Genomic DNA, 26275 nt, shown 5'->3' on the forward strand with positions numbered 1-26275 from the left:
GAAGGGCATGCACTCACCATCCAAATGGTGACAGGCTCACCCACAAGGCATGACCACGAAGCGTGGAAATGGTTTCATCAAAGTATGATCCGCAGCACTTAAACCCTGAAAAGTCTGCCCGTGCCATCACTGCGTGCGTTTTTAATCGGCCTCACCTCGATCCTGAGCGCTTGCGTGGCCATGCCACCCCAACAAAGCATTGGAATTGCGACATCCGAGTTTGGGCAAACACTCGAGTTGAATGCCATTTTTTGGGCAGATAAGGTTCAACACAGCAGCAACGCCTGGCAGAGACATCAACAAACATTCACCTTTCGGCTCGAAAACATACCTGCCAGTCACGTGCTTGAACTGATCTCCCGCGAAATAGAACTTGGCTATGAAATGGATGGCTGTGGCGACTCTCCGGTCAGCCTGGTGGGAAAAGACATGCCACTTCAACAGGTCATTGAAAGCCTGGAACTTCAAGCCGGGGCCAGCGTGCGCTTTGAAGCAAAACAGCTGTCCATGCGGTGCGAGGTTGATGAACTGAGGGTGTATACCCTCGACTACCTGTCAATTGCGCGGCAAATGAATGATTCATCGAGCCTGAGTTCGGCAATCGCTGGCGGCCCGCGCGAGTTAACGGATCGCCGGGAGACAGGCAATCGCTCAGAGCTGATTCTGAACAACTCACAACAACACGATTTGTGGCAAGACATCTCAAGTCAAATTGAACAGATCATTCAGGTGCAGGTAAAACCGATCGAACTCTCAACCCGGGAGCGCGTCATTGATGAAGATGAAGACCGAGCCTATGCAAGTACACGCAACATTTCACCTCGCCGCGCACAACCCAATTTGAGAAGTACAACGGCGGTGTCCACCGAGAAACGGGACATCACGACAACGCGCAAGGAAACACGCTCGGGGCGAGTCATCGCCAACCCGGAATCAGGAACCGTGTCGGTGATTGCGAAACCCAGCCAGCACCGCAGGGTAGCCCAATGGCTTGAGCAAATCCAACGCAGGGTTGATCGACAAATCGTGATTGAAGCGGTCATCACCGAGATCTCGTTAAACGATCGCTATGAGCGTGGAATTGACTGGAACGTGCTTCGTCAAAACGGAATTACCGCAGGCCTGGCTGTGCAGGGGCTGAATCTTGGTAACCCCGCGTTCACTGTGAATGCCCTGCGAACCACCAGCAACACCGACACCAATGTGGCCTTGCGCCTGCTGGAGGAATTCGGAAAAGCCGAAGTGCTTTCGTCGCCGCGTGTCGTGACCATGAACCAACAGGCCGCCGTGCTGAAGGTAATCGACAACCGGGTGTATTTCACAACCGATGTTCAAACCAGCGCGCCCACACAAAACAGCCCCGCTTTTTCCACATTCACTACTCAGGTTCAAACCGTACCGGTGGGTTTCCTGATGACGGTGACACCGCAAATTGCAGACAACAATGCAATTCAGTTGCGGGTTCGCCCCACACTCAGTCGCATCGTGGGTTTTGTGCAAGATCCCAACCCAGCCCTGCAACAACTCAACATTATTAGTCGGGTACCCGAGGTACAAACCCGCGAACTGGAATCGATACTCCGATTGAAAAGCGGTGAAATGGCCTTGCTGGGTGGATTGCGCCAAAAAGAAAACAGCAGCCTGAACCGAGGTATCCCCGGTGCCCCGGAATCTATCGACCTGATCACTCAAAGCGAAAACCGCGGTGAGAGCCACATTGAACTGGTGGTGTTGCTCAAAGCGACTGTGCTGGAGAGTGCGACAGCAAATCAACCCCAAACCAACAAGGAATTGGGTGAGCTCAACAAAGCCCTGGCTGCCGGCCTGACCATGTATCAGGCTGGACAAAACAAAGCCCTGAACGCGCTACTTGAGCTTTTAATCGAACGCTTCCCGCACACACCTGAGCCCTTCTACAACATGGCACTTCATCAAAGCAGCCTTGGACACTTCACCAATGCCCTCGCCTACTTGTCGCAAGCCGAGGAGCAATGTGCGCTACACGAATGTTCACTACCCCTGCTTACGGTACGTTCATTGATTCAGGCAAAACTTCAATGAAGCAAATACAGCCGGACACAGCCTTCAAGAACATTGACAACACGATTGCCTATGCCAGCGCTGCAAATGCATCGGACATACACATTACACCCTCACCCATGAACTTCTGGGTGCGATTGCGCGTCAACGGAAAACTGGGGCAGGCGCTGGGCATTCCGAGCGACGCAGGCAGGTCGCTTATTCAAGCATTCAAGGCCGAAAGCAAAATGAATATTGCTGAAACGCGCCGCCCACAAGACGCACGGCTAACTCGCAACAACCTTGATCTTCGACTGGCGACCCACCCTAGCTTGCACGGAGAAAACCTCGTGATCCGGCTGTTGAATACGCACAGCCGCATGCCCTTGAATCGGCTTGGCTTGAGTCAGGCCGCCTTGACGCATATTCAGCAACTGCTTGCCCACGAGCACGGACTCACATTGGTAGCCGGCGCCACTGGCAGCGGGAAAACAACCACGCTGCATGCGATGCTCAACAACCTGGGTGCATGTGCAGGTCGGATTGCAACACTTGAAGACCCAGTAGAAATCATCAATCCCGAGGCAGTTCAAACCGACTTATCGCGGCTACCTCACCTGAACTTTGCCTCGGGCTTGCGTTCATTGATGCGCCAGGACCCGGACACCATTCTGGTTGGCGAAGTCAGGGATGAAGAGACCGCCGAACTTACCTTGAATGCTGCCCTGACAGGGCACCGGGTTTTCGCATCGGTTCATGCACCGGATTGCCTTGGGGCCATCAGCCGGCTTACCGAACTGAATGTGCGCCTGGGCAGCCTGATGAACTGCTTGAACGGTATTGTCACCTTGCGCTTGAAACCCGCAGAACAAGATGAACAACGCCAATTGTGGGCTGAAATTGTCAACCTGAAAAACATGCCCCGCAAAGGAGTACTCAGTTGCAAGAGCATTGATGAACTGATGCAACTTTTCTCATCGGCAAATCACCTTCCGTTTCCATCATCGTCAACCTTGAACTCAAGCCATGAAAACTAAGCCACTTGGCGACAGAATAAAGCCCGCCACCTGGCGTACCTGGTTGGGCCAATGGGCTGAATTGTTGCAGTCTGGCATGCCCGCGCTTGATGCACTTTCACTGAGCAGTGAACTGCAAAATGACCATTCACGAGGAAAACTTTTAAACTTGGGCTTATCCCGGGCATCGCGCTTTCTCCAAGAAGGGCAGAACATTCAAACCGCCTTTCGTGCCGCATTTGGCAAAGTGCCCATGCACCTGGAAATTGCACTGGTGTGTGCACAAGCCAGCGGTGATCTTGGCTTGGCCTTACAAACCCAACTGGATCGCTGGAAAACCACCAGCGATGCACAACACACCTTGGGTAAAAGCCTTGTTTATCCAATGCTGGTTTTAACGCTGGCCTGCGCGTGCTGGGTATTGCTGCATCACGTGAGTGCACCGCATTTAATACAAAAAACGAACACATCCACCCCCACCTTCACATTGTCAGACAGCCTGCTTTTCATCGGTATTGTCGTGTTGCCTATTGCCGCTTACTTCAAATTCAGACCCACCAAAACTCAAACTGAAACACAGACACTACTGCCAAACAATCTTTGGCTTACATCGAATTTTTATCATGTGATTGCATGCGAACTCCATGCCGGTCTGGACTTGATGCACTGCCTACGCCACCGCACCCTGCCCACAGCAACCTGGTGGGGTGGTACGAACCTGTCAACGAAAACCCTGCACAGGCTTAACACGCTGATGCTGGGCATTCAACAACAGTTAAAATTGGGCATGTCACTAAGCCAGTCGATGCAGGCAGCCGGCGCACCTGGTTTTCTGGTGCGTCAAAGTCAACTGGCCGAGCAAACCGGCAACCTTGCTTACTGCTTTTTCCTGGCCTCAAAAGTATACGAAATGCGGGCAAGGGAAACCCAACAACGCCTGCAAAACACCTTGCCTTCAATGGCCTTGACCATTGCCGCACTTACCCTTGCGCTGGCCTATCAATTCACATTGGCACCGCTCTACAACAACCTGACTGGCCTGTCATGACAACCACACCAATGCATGCTGATGTGTGGGTGATTGAGCAGGGCCACGCAATTCTGTTTCGGCAACAAGACCAGCGATGGGCAGAAGAACAGCGCCTTCCCTACAGTGAGTTTAGTGGCAGTGCAATTGCACTTTCCAGCTTCAGCCTGCCAGACACGCTTGTGTACCTCAATGTATTTCAGAACAAGATCGCGACCCCACCCTGGGCAGAGCACCGCTGGGCTGGAATTGCAGAAGACCCACCGAGAATTATTGAATCACCGGCAACAGCCTTTCACCAAGAGGCGTTGACCGAACTGCGCAGCATGGGACAAAACGTTCGGATTATTTCGTCGGAAAAATCTGCACAATTCAATCGCGCTGTTCACATGGCACTTCTGAATACGCACGAATTCAAACACCTGAAGTACTTCTTGAGTTCAAACAAATCAGGTGTCAGCCAATTCCGCAGCAGCCTTCAACTTTATCTGGGCTTGTGGGTCAAACCTTCTGGCCATTATCAGGCAGTTCGCAGTGCCGCAGTTGCTTGTGTGCTGGGTACTTTTCTTTTGATGAGTTGGCATACAAATCAACAACAATCAAAACTCGAGAAAGCGAATCTTCAGCACCTCAAGAATTCGCTTGGTGCTGCGCCTCGCAACGCCAAAGAAGCGCCATTCGCGGGTTGGTTGGAACAGATTCGAAAATTTGGTCAAGACGAACGCGCCAACCTGCTTTCGCTGAAAATGTCTTGGGACGAACAGGGAGAAATTCTGACCATAGCAGATTTGGCCCGGGCGCGAAAACGAGTGCCCAAGGGCTGCTCGCTCAATAATTCCACCCAAGCGCAATGCTCAGTTGGAGCAACAAACCAATGAGCAAACTGACAACGACAACACGGAGAATTGTTGGCTTTCGCTGGGTTCGCCTTGCAATCGATTTGGCGTTGTTGCTTACGGCCCTTTTTGCACTGATCGCCCTGCGCAACATGGAAATTGAACAACAACTGAATCAGAAGCCAAACCTGCAAATTCAGCAATCAGTGCCAGTACGAAAAACTCTTTTTCTGGAGCAACAATTCAATACCGAAGCCGACTTGTGGCAAACCTGGAGCACTTGGATAAACACCCAACAGCCCGATTCAGGGCAATGCCTTGTGGAGACAAAACCCGCCCAAGTTGACACACCGTTTTACCTGTTGTGCTTTGGCAAAGAGCCCGCCAGCACTCGATCGAATATTGCGATCAACAACACCCTGCCGGGCAAAAACCTTTTTGTTGCACCCTCGATGCCAACTGCAACAAAAACTGAAAAACCCGCAGCGAAAATTTCAGCGCCCGCCTACAAAGTGCAAGGCTGGATCATCACCCAGCAAGGTCAAAAAACTTTTGATCCTGTTCAGAAAAAGTGGCTGCCATGAGAAGCGCGTTTCAACAGCGGGGCTATTCATTGTTTGCACTTTTAATTCTGATTTTGATGCTGGGATTTGCCGCCCTTGAATTTCGCAACAATGAAGCTTTCAGGCAAGGGCTTTTGCTTCAACAAAAGGCCCGTGAAACCCAAACACTTGAACAAATTCGAGCCAGCCTGTTGGGCTTCGCTTCCAGCCAGGGTTTGCACAGTCAAAGTCATTTGGGCCACCTTCCTTGCCCAGCGATTCAACCGGGCGAATCTGCGCAAACCACTTGTTTGAACAAGCCCTGGGGCTACCTGCCCGTTCATAGCAAAATTGCCATCAACTATCTGAACGCAGGGCTTGATGCGCGCTTCAACGAACTGGAGCCATCAACCAACATGCAATGGCAGTACGCTGTTTCAAGCCAGTTGATTCAACCGAACGCTTTGGGCTGGAGTCGTTGGGTGAACTACGCCAAACCCACAATTCAAATTCGAATTCCCGCTGAGAATAATCTCGTCAAAACAAACATCGTCGCGGTGGTCGCAAAAAGCGTTACACCCACCGCAGAACATCAGTACGACATTTCCTCCCCTTATGTTTTGCTTCACCTGAGTGAATTACGAACCCACATGAACCGGGTTCAACAGCATCAACTCAAAAGCACACTGAATGCATGGCAACAACTCAACCCGCAATTCAACGCAAGCACAGGTGCCCATGAAAACATGGTGCTTGCTGACCCGTTTTCTCAGCTGTATCAACCCATTGACTCAGGTTGCCAATGCCGCTGCACAAAAACGCGCTGCAGTTGCCATTGCCAAAACGCAGGCAACTGGATATCGCCAGCTTCATGCCTGGACAACAATCCAAACTGCACAAGCCAAAACGCACAAACGGATTGCACCAGCTTGGCCAACCAGCCCTGCACATTCAACGGCCCGGCCCGCATGAAAAACCTTTGGCCAGTCAGCCACTTCGAACCCATCGCCGCCATCAACAAATCATGTCGCCCCACCCACAGCAACCAGTGCCCGCTGAGCCAAAACAGCACGGCTTGCACCTGTCACTTTTCCTGGCCCGACAACACCTTGTCCAGTCTCAATCAATTCAGTTTCAAACTGACAGGCACACCATGAATTGCCGCCCACAATCCTTCACTGCCAACGCACATGGTTTCATGCTGATTGAAGTCGCGCTTGTAGTGGTACTCATGGCTATTATTCTTGGGCCGGTGCTTCACCTCTTGGCCAGTCAGCGCGAGAAAGACAAAGTACTCACACACCTGGATTCACGACAGCGCATTCTTGAAGCAGTGGAGGGTTTTGTACTGGCCACAGGCAGGCTGCCGTGCCCGGCAGGCCTCGCCAACGGCGCTGAATTGCGCAGCGGCGACGCCTGCACCCACAAGGAAGGCTGGCTTCCAACTGCCACGCTGGCAAGCTGGGGAATCAGTGGCCAGTGGAAAATGGCAGTGGCCACGCTGGAACAGGCCGGCGAGCCTGCCCGGAATGCGCTGGTTTCGGCGCAACCTTTCGCACAACTGAGCCCGCAACAGTTAACCGAAATTGTCATGGCTCCTTACACCGCCAACCACGCAATCGGTACCGGGCCATTGCCTGCCATTCATCTGTGTCAGCTTGTGCAAGGCCATGCAATTCCACCCAATGTGAATTCAGGTTGCGGCGCGCACACCTTGCTGAACGCCACCACGGTTTGGCTTGCATATCCGGTTCACGACCTGGCCAACCAAAATCGGTACCAACAATTTTTTATCAATCCCGATCAACCCGCAACCAACCCGGTCTGGCTCTCGTTTGAACGCCTGAACTGGCTTTGGATGAAACGCGGCGCACTCGACACACCACACATTCAGGAGAATTAAATTGACGCATCCACGAAAACACATTCAACGCGGATTTTCACTGTTGGAACTGGCCATTGCACTGGCCGTGCTGGCCATACTTGCTGGCGGTGTGCTGAAGGGCCGCGAGTTGCTCAATAGTGCGCGGGTGCAAGCCACCATGACCGACATCGCCAATCTGGAAACTGCCTTGTCAGCTTTTCAGGCACGCTATTCAGCATTGCCCGGCGACTTTATTGCGGCAAGCGCAGCAGGACTTTCCAACAGCGGCGGCAACGGCAACGGATTGATTGAAGGCGATGAAACCTGCAATGTATTTACGCATCTTCAGCTGTCTGGCTTTATTCAAGGCGATTTCACTGGCGGAAGTGATGAATCGGGCAACTGCACTGCAAGCAGCACCATGGGCAACCAGTTCAGTGGCCAATACCTGCTCAGCAATCAGCTGCAAGGCCCCAACTCCCGGGAAAATGCAATGGCCTTGCTGATCGGCGAAACCATCCCGGTTGCCCAACTTGCGGAGATTGATCGCAAACTCGATGATGGCAACCCCTTGCGCGGTGCAGTGCAAGTGCTCAGTGGCGAGGAAGAAGTTTGCACCACCGAAGCCGGCCAGTGGGACGAAGCGCAAGGCACTGATTGCGCAGCGCTCTATATTATTCGTTAAGAAGCCAACTTAACGTCCCATGGACTTGCGGCCAAGAATGATGGCCTCCGCCAGGCTCAAGGCATCCGGCTGACCTTTCAGCACCAGGATATCCCCCGACTCCAACTGTGTGTCGGGGGAAGGGTCTCCACCACGAATGCCGCGCCTGCGAATCGCGCTGACTTCGATATCCAAGTCCAGAATACCCAACTCGGCCAGGCTTTTGCCCACGCCACTGGCCCCCGGTTCCACGAATACGGAATGCAAACGGACCCATTGGTTCTCGGGTGTGTCCGCCTCGTCGTCTACGCCACGAAACACCCCCCGAAACATTTGATAACGCGATTCACGAATGGCTCGAATCTGCTTGACCACCCGCGAAACAGGCACACCCAACAACATCAACGCCTGCGAGCCCAACATCAAACTGCCTTCAAGAATTTCGGGCACTACTTCGGTAGCTCCAGCCGCGGTCAGTTTTTCCAGATCACTTTCATCGTAGGTGCGCACCACCACTGGCACGTTGGGCGCCAAAGCACGTACCGCAGTCAACACTTTTTCAGCAGACTTGAATTCCGCAAAGGTAACCACCACGCAAGAGGCCCGCAACAAACCGGCGGCAACCAGTGTTTCACGTTTCGCAGCATCGCCAAACACCACCGAATCGCCAGCAGCAGTGGCTTCACGAATACGGTCTGGATCCAGGTCCAAGGCCACATAATCCAAATCTTCACGGTCCAGCAACCTCGCCAGATGCTGTCCACTGCGGCCGAAACCGCAAATCAGCACGTGTTTGGTCGTGGCAAGGCTTTTCTGGGCAATTTGGTGCAATTCAAGCGACTTTTGCAACCATTCCTGGCTGGAAAAGCGCAATACGATTCGGTCTGCGTGTTGAATCATGAAGGGTGCCGCCAACATGGAAAGCACCATGCTTGCCGTGATAGTTTGTAACCAGGGGTCGGGTACCAAAGCAAAACCGGCCGAGCCCGTGTTGGCCAGCAACACAAAACCAAATTCGCCGGCCTGCGCCAGGTAAATACCGGTCCTCATGGCGGTGCCCATGTTGGCACCGAAAATTCGAGCCAGTGCAGCAATCAACACCAGCTTGGCCAACACAGGAAGTACGGCCAGCAAAATAACCCAGTACCAATTCTGCATGACCACTTCCGGATTCAACAGCATGCCAGTGGTCACGAAGAACAGGCCCAGCAGCACATCCCGGAAGGGTTTGATGTCTTCTTCCACCTGGTGTTTATACTGGGTCTCTGCTATCAGAATACCCGCCACAAACGCACCAAGCGCCAGCGACAGTTCAGCCAGTTCGGTCAGCCAAGCCAGGCCCAGGGTAATCAGCAGCACATTCAGCACAAACAATTCCTGCGACTTACTGCGGGCCACGAAAGTCATCCACCAGTTCATCATGCGCTGGCCAAACACCAGCATCAGCCCCAGCACCAGCGCTGCTTTCACCACCGCCAGGCTCAAAGTCACAGTAAGATTTTCGGCCCCCTGCCCCAGCGCAGGAATGATAATGAGCAGCGGCACCACGGCCAAATCCTGGAACAACAAAATTCCCATGATCTGGCGTCCATGGGGGGAATCCAGTTCAAGCCGCTCGGACAACAATTTGCTGACAATTGCAGTGGAAGACATGGCTGCTGCCCCCGCCAGCACAAAGGCGGTACTCAGTGGAACTTCCAGAAAATAACCAGCCAGCACACCCAGGCCCATCACGCCCAGCATGGTCAGCCCCACTTGCGCCAAACCCAGTCCAAACACCACTCGGCGCATGGCATGTAACTTGGGCAAACTGAACTCAAGACCAATTGAAAACATCAGAAAAACAACACCGAATTCAGCCAAGTGGCGGGTTTCGGGCGTGTCGGGCACGATGCCGAACGAATATGGGCCGATCAGCGTGCCCGCAAACAGATAGCCCAGCATGGCGGGCAGCTTCCAGTAACGGAACAGCGAGACCGCCAACACGGCGACCAGCATGAGAATCAAAGAAAGCTCTAGAGCGTTAGGCACGTTTAATGCTTAGGAAGTGGAGAGAATTGGCACGCGCTTTGCTATACTGCCCTGAAAAGAGCACAGCCTCAAGCACCTTCGTTGCTTAAGTCTATCAGGGTCTACCATGTCGAAAACACCGTCGAATAATGACAAATACGATTTTCTGGCCATGGCCAGGGAAGCGCTGGCCATTGAAGCCCAAGCGGTCTTGGCACTGTCCGAGCGCTTGAATGATCAGTTCAGCCAGGCAACCACCGCAATACTGAATTGCAAGGGTCGAGTCATTTTGGTCGGAGTGGGCAAGTCGGGCCTGATTGCCAAAAAAATTGCAGCCACTTTTGCCAGTACCGGTACTCCCTCCTTTTTCGTACATGCCACGGAGGCGTCCCACGGCGATTTGGGCATGATCACCCAAGAAGACGTTGTTATTGCCCTCTCTAACTCAGGAAACACTGAGGAACTGGTGGCGGTATTGCCAGCCATTGCACGCCGCGGAGCAAAAATAGTCGCCATGACCGGCAAACTGGATTCAGCACTCGCCCGTCAGGCCGACCTGGTACTGGACTGTGGCGTTGAAAAGGAAGCCTGCCCCCTTAATTTGGCCCCAACCGCAAGTACAACAGCGGCATTGGCCCTGGGCGATGCCCTTGCCGTGGTGGTGTTGAAGGCGCGAGGTTTCAGCGAAGAAGACTTCGCTCTGTCGCATCCTGGTGGCAGCCTGGGCCGCAAACTGTTGACCCATGTCAGCGATGTCATGCGCAAAGGCGACCGAATTCCCACCGTGGCGCCATCAGCCAGCATTTCCAATGCCATTCTGGAAATTACCAAAAAAGGCTTGGGAATGACTGCCGTGGTGGGGGCCAACAACAAGCTGCTGGGCGTTTTTACCGACGGCGACCTGCGCCGCCTGATCGAACAGGGTCTGGATTTGCGGGGCTTGCTGGTGAGTGAAGTCATGAACAGTGCGCCCAAATGCATTTCACCTGACAAGCTGGCCGTAGAGGCAGTTCGCATGATGGAGGTCAGCCACATTAGCCAAGTGGTGGTCACGGACGAGCAAGGTCATATCGTTGGCGCCCTGAATTTCCATGACCTGTTTGAAGCCAAGGTGGTGTAATGGATCAATCGACCGACCGCGAACCCACTGCTGCCCAAGCCGCAGCACAAATCAAACTGATGGGCTTTGATGTGGATGGAACCCTGACCGATGGCGGGCTGTACTTCGGCAATGAAGGCGAGGTTATGAAACGCTTTAGTGTGTTTGATGGCCAAGGCCTTCGACTTCTGATGGACCATGGCATCAAGGTGATCTGGATTACTGCGCGCTCGAGCACCATTGTAGAAAAACGCGCCAAAGACCTTGGCATCTACCAGCTGGTTCAAGGCTGTAAAACCAAACTGCAAGCCTATGATGAAATTCGTCAACTACTTGGATTGGAATGGAGCGAATGCGGCTTTTTTGGAGACGATTGGCCCGATTACCCCGTGCTGAAGCAGGTTGCCCTGGCTGCCACCACCCAGCACTCCCCGGCGGCCATGAAAAACGCAGCCAACTGGATTAACACACGCCCCCCCGGCGATGGTGCTGCCCGCGAATTGTGCGACTTCATTTTGAGTCATCAAGCTGGCTATCAAAACCCCTGGGAAGCATCGTGAAACCAGTAAGTGCTTTTTTCAACCTGCTTTCGCAGTTCATACCGCTGCTGCTGACGTTCGCACTCGCCGCCACCTCGTATTGGTTTGCCATTCAGTCTGAACTGAGCCTGTTTAGCGCCAGCGGGAAAAGCGACCCCACCAGCAGCGACTATTACTTGCGCAATTTCTCGGTACAAAGCCATGACCTGACCGAGAACAAATATTCAATCATTCGTAGCAAGAAAGCCGAGCACATCCCGCAAGGCAACGTCTGGAACATCACCGAACCCGAACTGGAACAGTTTGAATCAGGCAACGGCATGGTGAAAGGCAACGCCCAAAAAGGCGTTTACCTGCTCGATACCGACGAAATTTTCTTGCGGGACAACGTGGTGGTGACCAGTCAAAACGAAGGGCTTCTGACCACCATGAAATCTGAAGAAATACGGATCGACAATATCACCAACGAAATTTCAACCGATAAGAATGTGCTGGTTACCCGGCCTGGCCAACGGTTTGAAGCACGGGGTGCCACACTGAACAACGACACTGGCGAGTTGACTGCCCAAGGGTCAATCAAGTTTCGCATAGAGGCCAAACGATGAAACGCTCCACCTGGATTTCCCTCGCACTGGCTGCGCCTGCACTGGCCCTAGGGGTTTGCGCGCAAGCACTGGAATCTGACAAACAACAACCCACGACCATTGACGCCAACCAGATGACTTACAACGAGAAGTCAAATGTGAACGTTTTCACCGGCAATGTGCTGTTAACACGTGGGAGCTTGGTGATTCGCGGTGACAAATTAACACTGACCGAACGCAGTGACGGTACCCAGTTTGCCACTGTGGAAGGAAAACCTGCCCGCTTCAAACAGCAGCGTGATTCGGAGAAGCCCAATGAAGTACTGCTGATCAACGGCACTGGCAACACCATTGAATTCGACGGCAATAAATCGATTGTGACATTGACCGGTGCAGCCAGCATTCAAAAAAGCACCAATGGTCAGCTCACTGAATCGATCTCGGGTACCAAAATTACGTACGAGCAAAACACAGAATTCCTGAATGTGGTGGGGACGCCCAACAGCAGTGGTTCCTCACGCGTACAGGCAGTGATCAAACCAAAAACCCAAGAGACTGAGCCCGCGCCCAAAGGGGGCAGCAAGTGAGCAACACCCCCGCACACACCTTGACAGGACAAGGACGGCTTCAAGCGCTTAGCCTACGCAAAGCCTACCGCAGCAAACGCGTGATTGAAGATGTGTCGCTGCACGTGGACACTGGCGAGGTGGTCGGCCTGCTGGGCCCCAACGGCGCTGGCAAAACCACCTGCTTCTATATGATTGTGGGCCTGGTGAGTGCCGACGAGGGCAATATTTGCCTCGAAGGCCGCGACATCACCTTGCAACCCATTCACGAACGCGCACGGGCGGGGCTTTCTTATCTTCCTCAGGAAGCCTCGGTGTTTCGCAAACTGACCGTGGAAGAAAACATTCGTGCAGTACTTGAAATTAATCCGCCCAAAGACAAAACAGTGGACCAGGCAGTTGAAGACTTGCTCAACGACCTGCAAATTGCGCACATTCGCACCTCACTTGCCGCCTCGCTCTCGGGTGGCGAACGCCGCCGCCTTGAAATTGCGCGTGCGCTGGGTAGCCAACCTCGCTTCATTTTGCTGGATGAGCCCTTCGCAGGCGTAGACCCGATTGCCGTGCTGGAAATTCAACGCATTGTTGCCTTCTTGAAATCCAAGGGCATCGGCGTGTTGATCACCGACCACAATGTGCGCGAAACCCTGGGAATTTGCGATCGTGCCTACATCATCAGCGCAGGCCGCGTGCTGGCCTCGGGCAGTCCCGAGCAAATTGTAAAAAACGACGATGTACGCCGCGTGTACCTCGGCGAACACTTCCGGATGTAAAGCTGAACACCCATGAAACAATCCCTTCAGCTTAAAGTCTCGCAAAACCTCACGCTCACGCCGCAGCTGCAGCAGTCCATTCGTTTGCTGCAGTTGTCTACGCTCGAATTGCAGCAGGAAATTCAGCAGGCGCTGGCTGAAAACCCGCTGCTGGAGTTGGCCGACGAAGAGGCTGCGGAAGGCGAGCGCACTTTAAGCCTGGACAGCAGCAATGGTGAACTGCATGAGCCGCAAGGCGACAGCTTTGAAGCCGACCCCGACCCCCGCAAAACCAGCGAGCCGGTCAGCGACCAACAAGCCGAACAAGACAACCAGAGCGAAGAAATTGTTCAGCGCGAAACCATCGACTCCATTCAAGACAACTGGGAAGGCGATTGGCGCGACAACAGCGGCGCCGGCGCGACGGAGATGAAGAAAAACCAGGCCTGCAACTGGCCGCCCCCGACAGCAGCCTGCACCAACACCTGATTGACCAGTTGCGCATGACGCAGGCCAGTGAACGAGACAAAAACCTGGTGCTGTGGCTGATCGACTACCTCAGCGACGACGGCTACCTGACTGTTGAACTCGAAGACCTGTGGGAAACCCTGCAGGACGAGCCTGACCTGGAGTTTGAAGAACTTGGTGCGGCCCTGCGCCTGCTGCAAAGTTTTGACCCGCCCGGTGTGGGTGCGCGCAACGCAGCGGAATGCCTGTTGTTGCAACTGGCACAACGCAAAGACATCACCTGCCAGCAAAGCCTGTACACCCACTGCCAGCACATTGTTCGTGATCACTTGGGCTTACTGGCCCAGCGCGACTTCACCAAGCTGAAAAAAGCGCTGAATGTGGACGAAGACATACTGAAAATCTGTCACCAGATTATTCGCTCACTAGAGCCATTTCCCGGTGCGCGCTTTCGTCGCATTGACGACGACCATGTGGTGCCCGATGTGATCGTGAAAAAACTCAGTGGTCAGTGGCATGTGCAACTGAACCCGGATGTGATGCCAAAAATTCGCATCAATGAAATGTATGCCTCCATTTTGCGATCTCACCGCGGCCAAAGCGCCCAACTCAGCGCACAACTGCAAGAAGCCCGCTGGTTGTTAAAAAACGTTCAGCAGCGATTTGACACTATTTTACGGGTTAGCCAAGCCATCGTAGAACGTCAAATCGGCTACTTCAATCACGGCGAAATCGCAATGCAGCCCTTGGTTCTGCGGGAAATTGCCGATTTGCTGGGCCTGCATGAATCGACCGTGTCAAGGGTCACCACGCAAAAATATATGTTGACGCCCTATGGGTTGGTTGAGCTAAAGTATTTCTTCGGAAGCCATGTTTCCACCGACTCAGGTGGTCAGGCTTCCAGCACGGCCATCCGTGCACTCATCAAGCAACTGATTTCTGCGGAGGACGCCAAGCAGCCGATATCTGACAGCCAAATCGCCGACCTACTCGGTCAACAGGGCATCGTGGTCGCAAGACGCACGGTCGCTAAATACCGGGAATCACTGAAAATACCCCCGGTGAACATGCGCAAGTCGCTTTAACTGTTAAAGCTTCCCCCCGCAGCAACGAAAGGAGATACCTTATGAACTTGAACATCAATGGTCATCATCTGGAAGTTACCCCAGCGATTCGAAACTACGTCATCGAAAAACTGGATCGGGTGAAAAGGCATTTTGATCACGTCATTGATGCATCGGTGACCATCTCGGTGGTCAAGCTGGTTCAAAGGGCAGATGTCACACTGCACGTTCGCGGCAAAGACATTCACGCTGAAGCAAGTCATGAAAACCTCTACGCAGCCATTGATGCGCTGGCCGACAAACTGGATCGCCAGGTACTGCGTCACAAAGACAAACTAACCAACCACAACCACACCCCCATGAAACACCAGGTGGTCGAAGAAGCTGAATAAACCTCTGTAATTTCAGGGAAAATCAAAAGGCGGACTTCCATCCGCCTTTTCTGTTTTTATGGCGTATAATCGGCCCCACGATTAGAAGCGGGTCTCAGGAATCAACAGCGATGAACTTGATCGCAAATCTACTTCCACCATCCAACATATTGTTGGACACACAGGTCACCAGCAAAAAGCGCGTGTTTGAACAAGCCGGTTTGGTGTTCGAGAACAACCAAGGCATCGCAAGATCCAAGGTGTTCGACAGCCTGTTTGCGCGTGAACGTTTGGGCTCCACTGGCTTAGGCCAGCAGGTGGCCGTACCGCATGGCCGCATCAAGGGCCTGCGCGAACCTATCGCCTCGCTGGTGCGTGTGCAAGACCCAATCCCTTTTGATGCCCCAGACGGCCAACCCGTCAAGCTGCTCATGTTTTTGCTGGTGCCAGAAAGCGCAAACCAGCATCATCTGGATATACTGTCAGAACTGGCTCAAATGCTGTCTGACAAAGATTTCCGTGAGAAACTCATGACAGAATCCGATCCCGGCGCCACTCACCAACTGATCGCCAACTGGGAGCCTTACCAACCCGCGAGTTAAGCCTGTGAAGCAACTGAAAGAACTGATCGAAGCCAACCGCAACAAACTCAAGCTTGACTGGCTGGCCGGTTTAAATGGTGGTGACCGCCACCTGGATCTTCAGTGTTTTGCTTCCTCTGATCTCGTAGGTCACCTCAACACCATTCACCCGGGTCGCATCCAGGTATTTGGTCGACAGGAAATCGAATATTTCGCCCGCATCAGCGACGAACGCAAAAAACACCAAATCAACAAACTGATTGAAGGCGATCCGCCTGCAATCATCGTGGCTGAATCATTTCAGCCTCACGCCCTTTTAAAAGCCGCCTGCGACGAATCCAACATTCCCCTGCTCGCCACACCCCTGTCGGCCGCCGAAATCATCGACTTTCTGCGCGTGTATATCAACAAATGGCTCGCCCCCACCACCATGATGCATGGCGTTTTCATGGATGTGCTGGGCATGGGCGTGCTCATTTGTGGCGAATCCGGTTTGGGCAAAAGCGAACTGGGCCTGGAATTGATTTCACGCGGGCATGGCCTGGTGGCTGACGACGTGGTGGAGTTCTCGCGCGTGGCCCCCAACTACATCGAAGGCCGCTGCCCGGAACTGATTCGCAACCTGATGGAAGTGCGCGGCGTAGGCCTGCTCGACATCAAGGCTATTTTTGGTGAAACGGCCGTACGCCGAAAAATGCGCTTGAAACTGATTGTGCACCTGGTGCGCAAGGCCTCGCTTGAATTGCACCAGGAACGCCTGGTGACCGAGCAGCAATTCCAGGAAGTGCTGGGCCTGCCCATTCGCAAAGCCATATTGCCAGTGGCAGCAGGCCGTAACCTGGCCGTGCTTCTTGAAGCCGCCGTGCGCAACACCATTTTGCAAATGCGGGGCATCAATACACTGGACGAGTTCATGGTGCGTCAACAAAAGGCCATGCTCAGTGAGCTGGGCGGCATCGACCACCTCCAGGTTGACCCCGACACCGAAACGGACATCGGCCATGATTAACATGAAGGTGGTTTTAGTCACCGGCCTTTCAGGCTCGGGTAAATCAGTTGCAATTCGTGCGCTGGAAGACTCCCACTTTTATTGCGTTGACAACTTGCCGCCTTCCTTCATTCCGCAAGTCATCCAGCGCTTGTCCTCCGAAGGCATCACCCAAATTGCGATTGCGGCCGACGCCCGCACCGGGCGCGACATAGTCGATGTACCCCAAATTGTCCAGGCCCTGAAAGCCGACGGGACCGATGTGCGCATTCTGTTTCTGGATGCCGACGATGAAACCCTGATCACCCGCTACTCGGAAAGCCGCCGACGTCACCCCATGAGCGCACGCCTTGGCGAACAGGCCACGGTGCAAGAATGTGTTGATGCGGAACGAGAAGCGCTCGAGCCGCTGAGAAACATTGCAAGCTGTATTGACACCTCAGCCCTGCAACCCAACGTGCTGCGCAGATGGGTGCTTGAAACTGTGGAAGAAGAATCGGCCAAACTTACCCTGGTGTTTGAAACTTTCGGTTTCAAAAAGGGCCTGCCTTCAGATGCCGACCTGGTGTTTGATGTGCGCTGCCTGAGCAACCCCTACTACGACAAAAGCCTGCGCCCTCTGACTGGCAAAGACGTGGAGGTTCAACGCTACATTCAGGCCGACAATCGCAGCGACCCGCTGATTAGCGACATCGAAACCTATTTGAGAAATTGGTTGCCGTCTTATTTGAATGAACAACGCAGCTATGTGACCGTGGCAATTGGTTGCACGGGTGGCCAGCATCGCTCGGTGTATGTGGCCGAAACGCTGGCAAAGCGTTTTACCAGCGAACCCCTACCTCAGATCGAGAGTGTTTTGTTGCGGCACCGCAGCCTGGGTTAACACCCGCACTTGGTCAAGCAGTTTGTGAACAATTTTGGGCACTGGTTTGTCACCAACCGAGTGGCAAGCTGCCCATGCGCCGGGCACTTTCAGGCGCAACACCTTGAAATGCATTTTGCGGTGGGTTAATTCATGTACCAGCCAAGGTTGGCCTTGCAAACCAGGCAACTGTTGCTCAATGTCAGCACGGTGCGCCTGCAAGCCATAGTGTTCAACCCAGGCAGTTGCAATTCGGGTTAAGCCTGCAAAATCTGGCTGACTATCGCAAGCTTCAAATGGCGTGGTCCACAGGCCCTGCCAAACACCTTTGTCCGTTTGCAGTTCAAGCAGCACTCCACCCCCCTCGTCTTCCACAATCAAGCTGACGAAATACAATTCGGGTCGAGCCTTTTTAGGCTTTGGGGTAGGCAACAAGCCCACCATGCCTTTTCCCAAAGCCACACAACTTTGCATCAAGGGGCAGGCCGAGCAGGACGGGTTGCGCGGTACGCAGCAGGTGGCCCCAAGGTCCATCAAGGCCTGGTTGTACACGCCGGGCTGCTGTGCTGGCACATTGGCATCCGCAATTTCCCACAGGGTTTTCTTGATGGTGGTTTGCTCGGGGTATCCCTCGATGCCGTAGTACCTGCAAAACACACGTTTCACATTGCCGTCCAAAATGGGGGCCGGCACTCCATAAGCCAGTGATGCGATTGCACCTGCAGTGGACTGACCAATGCCCGGCAAACTTTCAAGCTCGCTCACCGTGCGCGGAAATTGCCCGTCAAAACGGGCCACAACCTGCTTGGCACAGGCGTGCAAATTACGCGCGCGGGTGTAATAACCCAAACCTGCCCACAGCTGCATCACATCCTGTTCCGGGGCGGCAGCCAAATCGGAAACCGTTGGGTAAGCCTGCAAAAAACGGGTGTAATAGCCCAGCACCGTTGTTACTTGGGTTTGCTGCAACATCACCTCGCTTAGCCACACCTTGTAGGCATCGCCTGTGTGCTGCCAGGGCAGGCTTTGCCGGCCGTGCCGCTTTTGCCACCGCACGAGCACCTCGCCAAATGCCTCTCCGGTCAAAGGGCTCATGGTTGCTTCATTCCTGACATTGCGCGCAATAAAACGTGCTGCGCTGGTTCATTACACGGCGTTTCACAGTGCCCCCACAGCGCTTGCAAGGCTGCCCCTCGCGGCCATACACATCACAATGCAACTGAAAATGTCCCAACTCGCCATCAATGGCTTGAAAATTACGCAGGGTTGAACCACCCCGCTCAATCGCCTCAGTTAAAACAGCAACCACCGCTGCATGCAAGGCCTGCGTATTTGCCCTACTCAGCCGCCCTGCGGCTTTACCGGGTCGGATTGCACTGCGAAACAGCGCCTCGCACGCGTAAATATTACCCACACCAACTACAGCAAACCCACTTAACAGCAAGGCCTTGATCGACACTTTTTTGCCGCGCGTGGCCTTGAAAAACGATTCGGGTGTGAATGCCTCACTGAAAGGCTCAGGCCCCAGTTTTGCAAACCGTATAAAACTGTTTTCCCAACCCGGCGCTTTTTCGACGTACTCCACACTGCCAAAGCGGCGCGGGTCGTTGTAACGCAGAACCTTCTCCCCAAAATTCCATTCAATGTGATCGTGCTTGTCCCACGGAGTGCTGGCGCTCACAATTTTCATGGAACCCGACATGCCCAAATGCACCACCAACACTTGCCCACCGAAATCCATCAACATGTATTTCGAGCGGCGCTCCACGCCTTGCAATATCTGCTTTACACAACTTTGCACTTGAACCGGCACGGGCCAACGCAAACGGGGTTGCCGCACGGTGCAAGCCAACAGGCGCTGCCCTGTGAAATGCAGGTCTACGCCTCTTTTGGTGATTTCTACCTCGGGTAATTCAGGCATAAGCTAAAGCGCGCACGCGCATCTGTTAATGTGATAAAAATAAACGTGGATTCACCAGTTTTTCATTGGGTTCAACAGTATGACTTGTTTTAAATGGACCATCGCAGGCCCGGTATTTTTTCTGGCAGCCAGCCTCACCACAGGCTGCGCCACCGTGCCGGCTGAACAGGGCGAACCGGCGCAACAGAAAATGTCTGCCGAGCAAAAAGCCTATGAGGCCCGTGTGGCCGACATGGTAAAACAAGACCCACTGTTTGCCCTGCTTACCGCTGAAATTGCCAGCCAACGCGGCGACACGTATTCTGCCACGCTGGCATACACCGAGGCGGCCAAACAACAGCGCGATCCCGATCTTGCAAAAAGGGCGGTCGAAATCAGCTTGGCTGAAGGCCAATTGGACCTGGCCTTGAGCGCAGCCCAAGTGTGGTCTGAATTGTCACCCGGTGACAAACAGGCCAGCCGCTCCATCATGCTGCTGCAACTGGGCACCAACCGGGTCGATGAGGCAATGCCTGCACTCAAGGCTTTCTTGGCCGATGTGCAAACCGCCGAGACCGCAAACCCGGGGCTTGGGGGTTCCAGCACCGAGAAAGTTGCGTTGGACATGCTTCAGCGCATTCCCGACAAAAACAAAGCGTACCAAACCGGTATCGAGCTGTTCGGCAACAATGCCGATGATCTGGAAGCACAAACCTTGCTCGCCCAGCTTGCCAACAATTCCGAGTTGTACCCACAGGCTGTGGGCCACATGGAAAACGTATTGCGCAAATCGCCACAAGAACGTTTTTATGTGCTGATGGCTCAGTTCATGGAAAAACGCGACGGCAACCTGGATGCCGCCATGCAACTGGTAAGCGAACAAGCGCAACTGCACCCCAACTGGTTTGGTGCGCGCCTTTACCTGGCTCGCAACCACACGCAGCTTGGGCAGTGGGCGCAAGCACGGCAACGGTTTGCGGAAATGATCGAGCTTCAACCCGACAACATTCCCCTGTATTCCAGCCAGGGCTTTGTACTTACACAGCTCAAAGACTACAAAGCCGCCGAGCAGCACTTCAAGATTTATCTGGACAAAACCACACCGGCAGAACGCCAGAACGAATCGCTGATACACGCCACGCTGTCTGACATGGCACTTGAACGCAAAGACTATGTGGCCGCCCTGAAGTGGTTGGACACCACGCCCAATGCAGCCGACAATCTGGATGTACAACTGAAAAAGTCAGCCTTGTTCGAAAAACAGGGCAATGCATTGTCCGCCAAGCGGGTACTGAATCAATTCAAACCCAAGAATGAAGATGAGTCTGTGCGACTGGCACTGGCGAAATCGCAATTGGCGGAATCGCAAAAAGCACCTGCTGAAGCCGCCACCGAACTTGAACTGGCCTTGCTGAACTTCCCGGACCAACCCGACCTGCTTTACGAGCGTGCCATGGTGGCTGAGCGGCAAGACGACCTGCCGCGTGTGGAGCAGTTCCTAAAGCGCCTTATCGCAGTTCGCCCTGAAAACCCACACGGCTACAACGCTTTGGGCTACACCTGGGCCGAGAATAATATTCGGCTGGAAGAAGCTTACGAGTTGATTAAAAAGGCAGTGGAACTGGCTCCCAACGACCCATTCATTCTCGATTCACTGGGCTGGGTACATTACCGCTTGGGCAAGCTGGACAGTGCTGAAGCAACGTTGCAAAAAGCCTTTGGTCTGCGCCAGGACGAAGAAATCGGTCTGCACCTGCTTGAAGTGTTGCTCAAGTCCGGAAAAAAAGAAGAAGCACGTCAACTCGGAAACAGCTTGACCGTTCGTTACCCAGACAGCAAAGCATTGAAAAAACTGGTTCAACAGCTTGAGGGAATTTAAGTTCATGGCTTTATCAACATTGCGCCTGGCCTGTATCGGCTTGATCGGCGCAAGCCTGGCTGCCTGCAGCACTTTGGGTCAAAACCCAAGCACTGAAGTGGATTGCAAGTCGATCCAGTCAAGCTGCCACTACGGACGTTTTGGGTTGATTTGGAAAGTTGAACAAGCCGACGGGAAAATTGAAGCTGATTCTATTTCGGGCACCTATGAATGGCGTTCGGGCCGCACTGGGCCAAGCCAAGCCCCTGAAATTGCCTACCTGGAAGTCAGCTCCACATTGGGCCCTTCGCTGGGCAGCGCAAAACGCTTGGGTAATTTTTACGAAGTCCGGGCCGCAGATGGCCGGGTGTATCTGGCCAAAGACTGGCAAAGCCTGTTCGATTTGATGTTTCCGGTTGAACTGCCTGCTGAAGCCTTGGTGCAGTGGATGGAAAACCCGAACCCCAATGAATTACCCACACTGCCCACCAACTGGGCTTGGGAAAACCAGAATGGCCGATACCGCGTGGTGTTTATTGAGAACAACACGTCAGGCCGTATCGACCTGATTCCGCAAGGCACCCTGGGCAAATAAAGCGTGAACGTTCCCAGCCCGGCCAAACTCTCGGCCTTTTCGCCCGCGAAAATCAATCTGTTTTTGCACATCACAGGCCGAAGGGCTGATGGTTACCACCTGCTCCAAAGTATTTTTTGCCCAATTACGCTTGGGGACCAGGTTTCAATGTCAGTGCAAACCAATTCAAGCCGTGAATTGGTCATTCAGCGAAGTGGTGACCTTGTTCACATTCCTGAACAAATTGACCTGACAGTTCGCGCCTGCAAGGCCTTTTATGCCCACGCCAACATTGGAATGGGCTACGCAGTGACCATTCATGTCGACAAGCAAGTTCCGGAACAGGCGGGTTTGGGTGGCGGCAGCAGCAACGCTGCCACTGTACTGCGCCTGCTGCAACAGCACCACCAAAACCCGATTGAACCTGAACAACTGGCTGCGATCGGCCTGACGCTTGGGGCTGATGTGCCCTTCTTTCTTCAGGACAGCAGTGCTTTTGTCGAAGGCATTGGCGAGGCAATCACACCAATTCAGGGCATTTCAGGGCATTTAATTGTCTACAAACCGCCACTTTCTTGCCCCACGCCCAAAATATTTAGCGATCCGCAATTGACACGCAACTCAAGTGACGTCAAAATAGCGGTCTTCGATTCGGCCCGCCGAATGAATAGTGAGTTGATGGCTTGCCTGCAAGCCAACACACAGAATGCTTTGCAAGCTGTTGTGTCACGCAACTACCCGGAATGGGAACAGCAGTTTGGTGTTTTTTCAAACTGTGTTGCAAAGCTCAACCCGCAATTGATTCGAATGTCAGGTTCCGGCTCCGCCATGTTTGCTTTGTTTGCCAGCCCAAGCCAACTTAGCACCGCAGTGGCAGCAGTCGCCGATGCGCCTGAATTACAGCGTGGGCAGTTGTTTGAATGCAAAATCAAACCAAGCTGAATCGATAAAAGTTTTAGGGGAGTCGCCAAGTTGGTTAAGGCACCGGATTTTGATTCCGGCATTCGAAGGTTCGAATCCTTCCTCCTCTGCCAAAACCAAAGGGCCAGCCACCGGTTGGCCCTTTTTTATTTCGCCAACGCACACGTCAAGCCCCGGGGTAAACAATGGCAACCGACAGCAGTCTAATGATCTTCACCGGCAATGCGAACCCTGCATTGGCTGAATCAGTGGCCAAACAGCTGAACATTCCGCTGGGCAAGGCTACCGTAGGTCGTTTCTCAGACGGTGAAGTCATGGTCGAGATCAACGAGAACGTGCGCGGCAAAGACGTGTTTGTACTGCAATCCACGTGCGCCCCCACCAACGACAACCTCATGGAAATGATGGTCATGATCGACGCGCTCAAGCGCGCATCAGCAGGCCGCATTACCGCAGCCATTCCCTACTTCGGCTATGCCCGTCAAGACCGCCGCGTTCGCTCTTCACGTGTGGCAATTACTGCCAAAGTGGTGGCCAACATGCTGCAGGTTGTAGGCGTTGACCGCGTGCTGACCATGGACCTGCACGCAGACCAAATCCAGGGTTTCTTTGACATTCCCGTCGACAATATTTATGCATCGCCCGTTCTGCTGGGCGACGTGTGGAAGCAAAACCTCGACAACCTGATGGTTGTGTCGCCCGATGTAGGTGGCGTGGTTCGCGCCCGCGCATTGGCAAAACGCCTGAACTGCGATTTGGCCATTATCGACAAGCGTCGCCCCCGCGCCAACGTGGCCGAAGTAATGAATATTATTGGCGATGTAAAAGACCGCACCTGCGTGATCATGGACGACATGGTCGACACCGCCAACACCCTGTGCAAAGCCGCTGCAGCCCTGAAAGCCAACGGCGCGAAAAAAGTAGTGGCTTACTGTACCCACCCTGTGTTGTCGGGTGGTGCCATTCAACGTGTTGAAGAATCAGACCTCGACGAACTGGTGGTTACCGATACCATTCCTTTGTCTGAGGAAGCCAACAACAGCAAAACCATTCGTGTTCTGAGTGTAGATGAACTGCTGGCTGAAACAATTCGCCGCATCGTTCGCTCTGACTCGGTCAGCTCGCTGTTTATTGATTAAGTTTTAGGTAACAAGTTGTTTTGGGCTTTTTTGCGGACGCCTTCAAGTGCCGCATAACTTGGTTTCACTGGTCGCGGTGAAGTCAAATTTGGAGAATCAACATGAAAGTAGTTGCAACATCCCGCACAGAGCAGGGTTCCGGAGCGAGCCGCCGCCTGCGTCGTGCTGGCCAGGTACCTGGCATTGTTTATGGCGCTAATCAGGAAGCTCAGGCTGTGTCAATTGAACACAACCCCCTGTGGCACGCAATTCAAAAGGAAAAATTCCACTCCAGTATTCTGGATCTGGAAATCGACGGCAAGTCACAGCAAGTATTGCTGCGCGACTTCCAGTCACACCCTTACAAGCCACAGTTGCTGCACATCGATTTCCAGCGCATCGACGGTAACCAGAAGATCCACATGAATGTGCCTTTGCACTATTCAGGTCACCTGGAAAGCCCAGCAGTCAAGCTGTATGCCGGTCAGGTTACCTTCGTGGCCAACCAGATCGAAATCGAATGTTTGCCCAAAGACCTGCCAGAATTCATCGCCGTCGATTGCAGCGTATTGGACGTGACCAAGCGCTCAATCCACGTGACTGATCTGCAGTTCCCTGAAGGTGTAAGCATCCCCAACCACGGTCAGCAAGACCTGTCGCTGGTTACAGTGAAAATCAAGGCTGGCGCTGCCAAGGGCGGCGACGAGTAAACCCTCGAAGTCCATTTAGTACCGAAAAAGCCGCTGCACTGAAGTTCAGCGGCTTTTTTATGGGCACAATGTGGGCTCATTCATCAATCAAGCACAAAACCCGAAGTGAACAACACACCCAATTTCGATGAATTGCCATTGGGCGATCAAATTAAACAAGTGATCGCACAACTGCCCATGAGCACGGTCAGCCTTGGTGAAATTCTGAATCTGGTAGGCCGCGACGGCATGCTGCTATTGGTGGCATTTCTCACGCTGGTGTTTATGGTGCCAGTATCAATTCCGGGTGTCAGCACCATTTTTGGCGCAGCCATTTTGCTGATTGGCATCAGCAGAATTTTCGGTCGAACTTTGTGGTTACCCAAGCGCTTCAAAGAACGCGCCCTGCCCGCCGACAAACTGCGCACTGCGCTTGAAAAAGGCCTGGTGTGGATTCCACGTCTTGAAAAAATCAGTAAACCCCACCGCATGGCCTGGCTAACCACAGGCCGAGGCATGAACATCATCAATGACGGTGGCCTGATTCTGGGCGCCGTGTTGCTGATGGCACCCTTTGGCTTCATTCCGTTCTCCAACACCGTGCCGGGTATTGCCCTGCTGTTTCTGGCTGTGGGCTTGATTCAACGCGACGGTGCCGCGGTGCTCTTGGGGCATCTGGCCAATGTGGCCTCAATCGTGTACTTCGGCGTGCTAATTGGTGGCGGCGGCATGATGATTCAAAACATGTTGCAAAACTGAGCTTGCAAGTTAATCTACTGGCACCTCCGTTTTATCCACCACCCTGCGCAATACAAAACTGGTGTGCACCCCAGTTACACCTTTAATGCGGGTAATTTTGTTCAACAGCAAATTCTGGTAGCCGTCCATGTCGGCCACAATCACCTTCAACTGGTAATCGGCCTGCTGCCCGGTAATCAGCAAACATTCCAGCACCTCGGGAATGGCTGCAATCGCACCTTCAAAACTGGCGAAGCGTTCCGGTGTGTGCTGATCCATTGAAATGTAAATCAGCGCCATCAGGCTGTACCCCAATTTTTTCGCATCCACCAAGGCGCGGTAGCCGGTAATCAGCCCGGCTTCTTCAAGCGCTTTCACGCGGCGCAGACATGGCGAAGGCGACAAACCAATGGCATCGGCCAGGTCTTGGTTGCTGATTCGCCCATCGGTCTGCAACAGGGCCAAAATTCGTTTGTCATAGCGGTCAAGTTCCTGCATTTCGTTTTTAATGCCTCTAAGTAAGCTATTCTTGCAATTATCTGCCAATTAATAACATTTTCCAGGCAATAAACGCAATCATATTTCACAGCTTAAAGCCTACACTGTTCTTCATCGATTCACGTTT

27 protein-coding genes, 1 tRNA gene and 1 pseudogene are annotated in these 26275 nt (G+C 53.4%); 25 read left to right on the forward strand and 4 right to left on the reverse strand.

Going from position 1 to position 26275, the window contains the following annotated elements:
• Nucleotides 1–120: 120 nt before the first annotated feature.
• From BSZ31_RS02405 to BSZ31_RS02440, 8 genes are read left to right on the forward strand one after another with little or no spacing between them, the layout of a single operon-like run.
• Nucleotides 121–2061, forward strand: a complete 1941-nt coding sequence (locus tag BSZ31_RS02405) for a type II secretion system protein GspD (protein WP_146106559.1) — start codon at nt 121–123, stop codon at nt 2059–2061.
• A complete protein-coding gene (locus BSZ31_RS02410) occupies nt 2058–3056 on the forward strand; it encodes a GspE/PulE family protein (RefSeq protein ID WP_168426814.1) in 999 nt (332 codons plus the stop codon). The genes BSZ31_RS02405 and BSZ31_RS02410 overlap by 4 nt, the downstream gene beginning before the upstream one ends.
• Complete coding sequence (locus BSZ31_RS02415; protein ID WP_105027387.1) at nt 3046–4083, forward strand: type II secretion system F family protein; 1038 nt, start codon at nt 3046–3048, stop codon at nt 4081–4083. The genes BSZ31_RS02410 and BSZ31_RS02415 overlap by 11 nt, the downstream gene beginning before the upstream one ends.
• Nucleotides 4080–4940, forward strand: a complete 861-nt coding sequence (locus BSZ31_RS02420) for a hypothetical protein (RefSeq protein WP_105027388.1) — start codon at nt 4080–4082, stop codon at nt 4938–4940. Before BSZ31_RS02415 ends, BSZ31_RS02420 begins: the two co-directional genes overlap by 4 nt.
• Nucleotides 4937–5482 (forward strand): hypothetical protein, encoded by a 546-nt coding sequence (locus BSZ31_RS02425; protein WP_105027389.1) that lies wholly within the window; start codon nt 4937–4939, stop codon nt 5480–5482. The genes BSZ31_RS02420 and BSZ31_RS02425 overlap by 4 nt, the downstream gene beginning before the upstream one ends.
• Entirely contained in the window at nt 5479–6597 is a 1119-nt protein-coding gene (locus BSZ31_RS02430; RefSeq protein WP_105027390.1) for a hypothetical protein, read from the forward strand. The genes BSZ31_RS02425 and BSZ31_RS02430 overlap by 4 nt, the downstream gene beginning before the upstream one ends.
• Nucleotides 6598–6638: 41 nt before the next feature.
• Complete coding sequence (locus BSZ31_RS02435) at nt 6639–7343, forward strand: hypothetical protein (protein WP_146106560.1); 705 nt, start codon at nt 6639–6641, stop codon at nt 7341–7343.
• Between the two features lies 1 nt (nt 7344).
• Nucleotides 7345–7989, forward strand: a complete 645-nt coding sequence (locus BSZ31_RS02440; protein ID WP_168426816.1) for a type II secretion system protein — start codon at nt 7345–7347, stop codon at nt 7987–7989.
• A gap of 9 nt (nt 7990–7998) precedes the next feature.
• On the opposite strand, the gene BSZ31_RS02445 is transcribed toward BSZ31_RS02440, so the two are convergent.
• Complete coding sequence (locus BSZ31_RS02445; protein ID WP_369907278.1) at nt 7999–9966, reverse strand: monovalent cation:proton antiporter-2 (CPA2) family protein; 1968 nt, start codon at nt 9964–9966, stop codon at nt 7999–8001.
• Nucleotides 9967–10105: 139 nt separating this feature from the next.
• Here BSZ31_RS02445 and BSZ31_RS02450 point away from each other — a divergent pair, with 139 nt between their 5' ends.
• The 10 genes and pseudogenes from BSZ31_RS02450 to rapZ all read left to right on the forward strand — a co-directional run bounded on the left by BSZ31_RS02450 (nt 10106) and on the right by rapZ (nt 17873).
• On the forward strand, nt 10106–11098 hold the full coding sequence (locus BSZ31_RS02450) for an SIS domain-containing protein (RefSeq protein WP_105027394.1): 993 nt from the start codon (nt 10106–10108) through the stop codon (nt 11096–11098).
• Entirely contained in the window at nt 11098–11637 is a 540-nt protein-coding gene (locus BSZ31_RS02455; RefSeq protein WP_105027395.1) for an HAD family hydrolase, read from the forward strand. The genes BSZ31_RS02450 and BSZ31_RS02455 overlap by 1 nt, the downstream gene beginning before the upstream one ends.
• Nucleotides 11634–12221 (forward strand): LPS export ABC transporter periplasmic protein LptC, encoded by a 588-nt coding sequence (gene lptC, locus BSZ31_RS02460; RefSeq protein WP_168426817.1) that lies wholly within the window; start codon nt 11634–11636, stop codon nt 12219–12221. Before BSZ31_RS02455 ends, lptC begins: the two co-directional genes overlap by 4 nt.
• Nucleotides 12218–12787: a lipopolysaccharide transport periplasmic protein LptA gene (gene lptA / locus BSZ31_RS02465; RefSeq protein WP_105027397.1), complete on the forward strand. Its 570-nt coding sequence runs from the start codon at nt 12218–12220 to the stop codon at nt 12785–12787. Before lptC ends, lptA begins: the two co-directional genes overlap by 4 nt.
• Complete coding sequence (gene lptB, locus BSZ31_RS02470) at nt 12784–13539, forward strand: LPS export ABC transporter ATP-binding protein (protein WP_105027398.1); 756 nt, start codon at nt 12784–12786, stop codon at nt 13537–13539. The genes lptA and lptB overlap by 4 nt, the downstream gene beginning before the upstream one ends.
• A gap of 12 nt (nt 13540–13551) precedes the next feature.
• A pseudogene (locus tag BSZ31_RS02475) lies at nt 13552–15071 on the forward strand (RNA polymerase factor sigma-54).
• A gap of 41 nt (nt 15072–15112) precedes the next feature.
• Entirely contained in the window at nt 15113–15442 is a 330-nt protein-coding gene (hpf, locus tag BSZ31_RS02480; RefSeq protein WP_105027399.1) for a ribosome hibernation-promoting factor, HPF/YfiA family, read from the forward strand.
• Between the two features lie 110 nt (nt 15443–15552).
• Nucleotides 15553–16023 carry a PTS sugar transporter subunit IIA gene (locus BSZ31_RS02485; protein ID WP_040512070.1) on the forward strand — a complete coding sequence of 157 codons (471 nt, stop codon included), beginning with the start codon at nt 15553–15555 and terminating at the stop codon, nt 16021–16023.
• A gap of 4 nt (nt 16024–16027) precedes the next feature.
• Nucleotides 16028–17011 (forward strand): HPr(Ser) kinase/phosphatase, encoded by a 984-nt coding sequence (gene hprK / locus BSZ31_RS02490; RefSeq protein ID WP_105027400.1) that lies wholly within the window; start codon nt 16028–16030, stop codon nt 17009–17011.
• Nucleotides 17004–17873, forward strand: coding sequence for an RNase adapter RapZ (rapZ, locus tag BSZ31_RS02495; protein ID WP_105027401.1), 870 nt, complete (start codon nt 17004–17006; stop codon nt 17871–17873). Before hprK ends, rapZ begins: the two co-directional genes overlap by 8 nt.
• Here the strand turns inward: rapZ and mutY are convergent.
• Both mutY and mutM read right to left on the reverse strand, forming a co-directional pair.
• Nucleotides 17826–18947, reverse strand: coding sequence for an A/G-specific adenine glycosylase (mutY, locus tag BSZ31_RS02500; RefSeq protein ID WP_105027402.1), 1122 nt, complete (start codon nt 18945–18947; stop codon nt 17826–17828). The two genes, rapZ and mutY, sit on opposite strands and share 48 nt — an antisense overlap.
• A 7-nt stretch (nt 18948–18954) precedes the next feature.
• On the reverse strand, nt 18955–19773 hold the full coding sequence (gene mutM / locus BSZ31_RS02505) for a bifunctional DNA-formamidopyrimidine glycosylase/DNA-(apurinic or apyrimidinic site) lyase (protein ID WP_105027403.1): 819 nt from the start codon (nt 19771–19773) through the stop codon (nt 18955–18957).
• A gap of 79 nt (nt 19774–19852) precedes the next feature.
• Between mutM and BSZ31_RS02510 the strand changes: the two genes are divergently transcribed.
• From BSZ31_RS02510 to BSZ31_RS02540, 7 genes are all read left to right on the forward strand, one after another.
• Nucleotides 19853–21631 carry a tetratricopeptide repeat protein gene (locus tag BSZ31_RS02510; protein ID WP_105027404.1) on the forward strand — a complete coding sequence of 593 codons (1779 nt, stop codon included), beginning with the start codon at nt 19853–19855 and terminating at the stop codon, nt 21629–21631.
• Between the two features lie 4 nt (nt 21632–21635).
• Nucleotides 21636–22205 carry a hypothetical protein gene (locus BSZ31_RS02515; RefSeq protein WP_105027405.1) on the forward strand — a complete coding sequence of 190 codons (570 nt, stop codon included), beginning with the start codon at nt 21636–21638 and terminating at the stop codon, nt 22203–22205.
• Nucleotides 22206–22208: 3 nt separating this feature from the next.
• Nucleotides 22209–23126, forward strand: coding sequence for a 4-(cytidine 5'-diphospho)-2-C-methyl-D-erythritol kinase (ispE, locus tag BSZ31_RS02520; RefSeq protein WP_105027406.1), 918 nt, complete (start codon nt 22209–22211; stop codon nt 23124–23126).
• Nucleotides 23127–23141: 15 nt separating this feature from the next.
• Nucleotides 23142–23218 (forward strand) — tRNA-Gln (locus tag BSZ31_RS02525).
• A 72-nt stretch (nt 23219–23290) separates the two neighbouring features.
• Nucleotides 23291–24244 carry a ribose-phosphate diphosphokinase gene (locus tag BSZ31_RS02530; RefSeq protein ID WP_105027407.1) on the forward strand — a complete coding sequence of 318 codons (954 nt, stop codon included), beginning with the start codon at nt 23291–23293 and terminating at the stop codon, nt 24242–24244.
• A 101-nt stretch (nt 24245–24345) separates the two neighbouring features.
• Nucleotides 24346–24933, forward strand: a complete 588-nt coding sequence (locus BSZ31_RS02535) for a 50S ribosomal protein L25/general stress protein Ctc (RefSeq protein ID WP_105027408.1) — start codon at nt 24346–24348, stop codon at nt 24931–24933.
• A gap of 105 nt (nt 24934–25038) precedes the next feature.
• The gene (locus BSZ31_RS02540) at nt 25039–25671 is read left to right on the forward strand and encodes an exopolysaccharide biosynthesis protein (RefSeq protein ID WP_105027409.1); all 633 of its coding nucleotides are present in this window, start codon (nt 25039–25041) and stop codon (nt 25669–25671) included.
• A gap of 9 nt (nt 25672–25680) precedes the next feature.
• Here BSZ31_RS02540 and BSZ31_RS02545 read toward each other — a convergent pair whose 3' ends face one another.
• A complete protein-coding gene (locus tag BSZ31_RS02545) occupies nt 25681–26148 on the reverse strand; it encodes an Lrp/AsnC family transcriptional regulator (protein WP_105027410.1) in 468 nt (155 codons plus the stop codon).
• Between the last annotated feature and the right edge of the window lie 127 nt (nt 26149–26275).

The sequence above is a fragment of the Limnobacter sp. SAORIC-690 genome (assembly GCF_002954425.1).
GTDB classification, from domain to species: Bacteria; Pseudomonadota; Gammaproteobacteria; order Burkholderiales; family Burkholderiaceae_B; genus Limnobacter; species Limnobacter profundi.

Bases quoted from the DNA above. Each gene is read 5' to 3' on its own strand.
- BSZ31_RS02410 (WP_168426814.1), top strand. From the start codon at position 2,058: ATGAAGCAAATACAGCCGGACACAGCCTTCAAGAACATTGACAACACG.
- BSZ31_RS02415 (WP_105027387.1), top strand. From the start codon at position 3,046: ATGAAAACTAAGCCACTTGGCGACAGAATAAAGCCCGCCACCTGGCGT.
- BSZ31_RS02420 (WP_105027388.1), top strand. From the start codon at position 4,080: ATGACAACCACACCAATGCATGCTGATGTGTGGGTGATTGAGCAGGGC.
- BSZ31_RS02425 (WP_105027389.1), top strand. From the start codon at position 4,937: ATGAGCAAACTGACAACGACAACACGGAGAATTGTTGGCTTTCGCTGG.
- BSZ31_RS02430 (WP_105027390.1), top strand. From the start codon at position 5,479: ATGAGAAGCGCGTTTCAACAGCGGGGCTATTCATTGTTTGCACTTTTA.
- BSZ31_RS02435 (WP_146106560.1), top strand. From the start codon at position 6,639: ATGCTGATTGAAGTCGCGCTTGTAGTGGTACTCATGGCTATTATTCTT.
- BSZ31_RS02445 (WP_369907278.1), bottom strand. From the start codon at position 9,966: ATGCTGGTCGCCGTGTTGGCGGTCTCGCTGTTCCGTTACTGGAAGCTG.
- BSZ31_RS02450 (WP_105027394.1), top strand. From the start codon at position 10,106: ATGTCGAAAACACCGTCGAATAATGACAAATACGATTTTCTGGCCATG.
- BSZ31_RS02455 (WP_105027395.1), top strand. From the start codon at position 11,098: ATGGATCAATCGACCGACCGCGAACCCACTGCTGCCCAAGCCGCAGCA.
- lptA (WP_105027397.1), top strand. From the start codon at position 12,218: ATGAAACGCTCCACCTGGATTTCCCTCGCACTGGCTGCGCCTGCACTG.
- hpf (WP_105027399.1), top strand. From the start codon at position 15,113: ATGAACTTGAACATCAATGGTCATCATCTGGAAGTTACCCCAGCGATT.
- BSZ31_RS02485 (WP_040512070.1), top strand. From the start codon at position 15,553: ATGAACTTGATCGCAAATCTACTTCCACCATCCAACATATTGTTGGAC.
- rapZ (WP_105027401.1), top strand. From the start codon at position 17,004: ATGATTAACATGAAGGTGGTTTTAGTCACCGGCCTTTCAGGCTCGGGT.
- mutY (WP_105027402.1), bottom strand. From the start codon at position 18,947: ATGAGCCCTTTGACCGGAGAGGCATTTGGCGAGGTGCTCGTGCGGTGG.
- mutM (WP_105027403.1), bottom strand. From the start codon at position 19,773: ATGCCTGAATTACCCGAGGTAGAAATCACCAAAAGAGGCGTAGACCTG.
- BSZ31_RS02510 (WP_105027404.1), top strand. From the start codon at position 19,853: ATGACTTGTTTTAAATGGACCATCGCAGGCCCGGTATTTTTTCTGGCA.
- BSZ31_RS02515 (WP_105027405.1), top strand. From the start codon at position 21,636: ATGGCTTTATCAACATTGCGCCTGGCCTGTATCGGCTTGATCGGCGCA.
- BSZ31_RS02530 (WP_105027407.1), top strand. From the start codon at position 23,291: ATGGCAACCGACAGCAGTCTAATGATCTTCACCGGCAATGCGAACCCT.
- BSZ31_RS02535 (WP_105027408.1), top strand. From the start codon at position 24,346: ATGAAAGTAGTTGCAACATCCCGCACAGAGCAGGGTTCCGGAGCGAGC.
- BSZ31_RS02545 (WP_105027410.1), bottom strand. From the start codon at position 26,148: ATGCAGGAACTTGACCGCTATGACAAACGAATTTTGGCCCTGTTGCAG.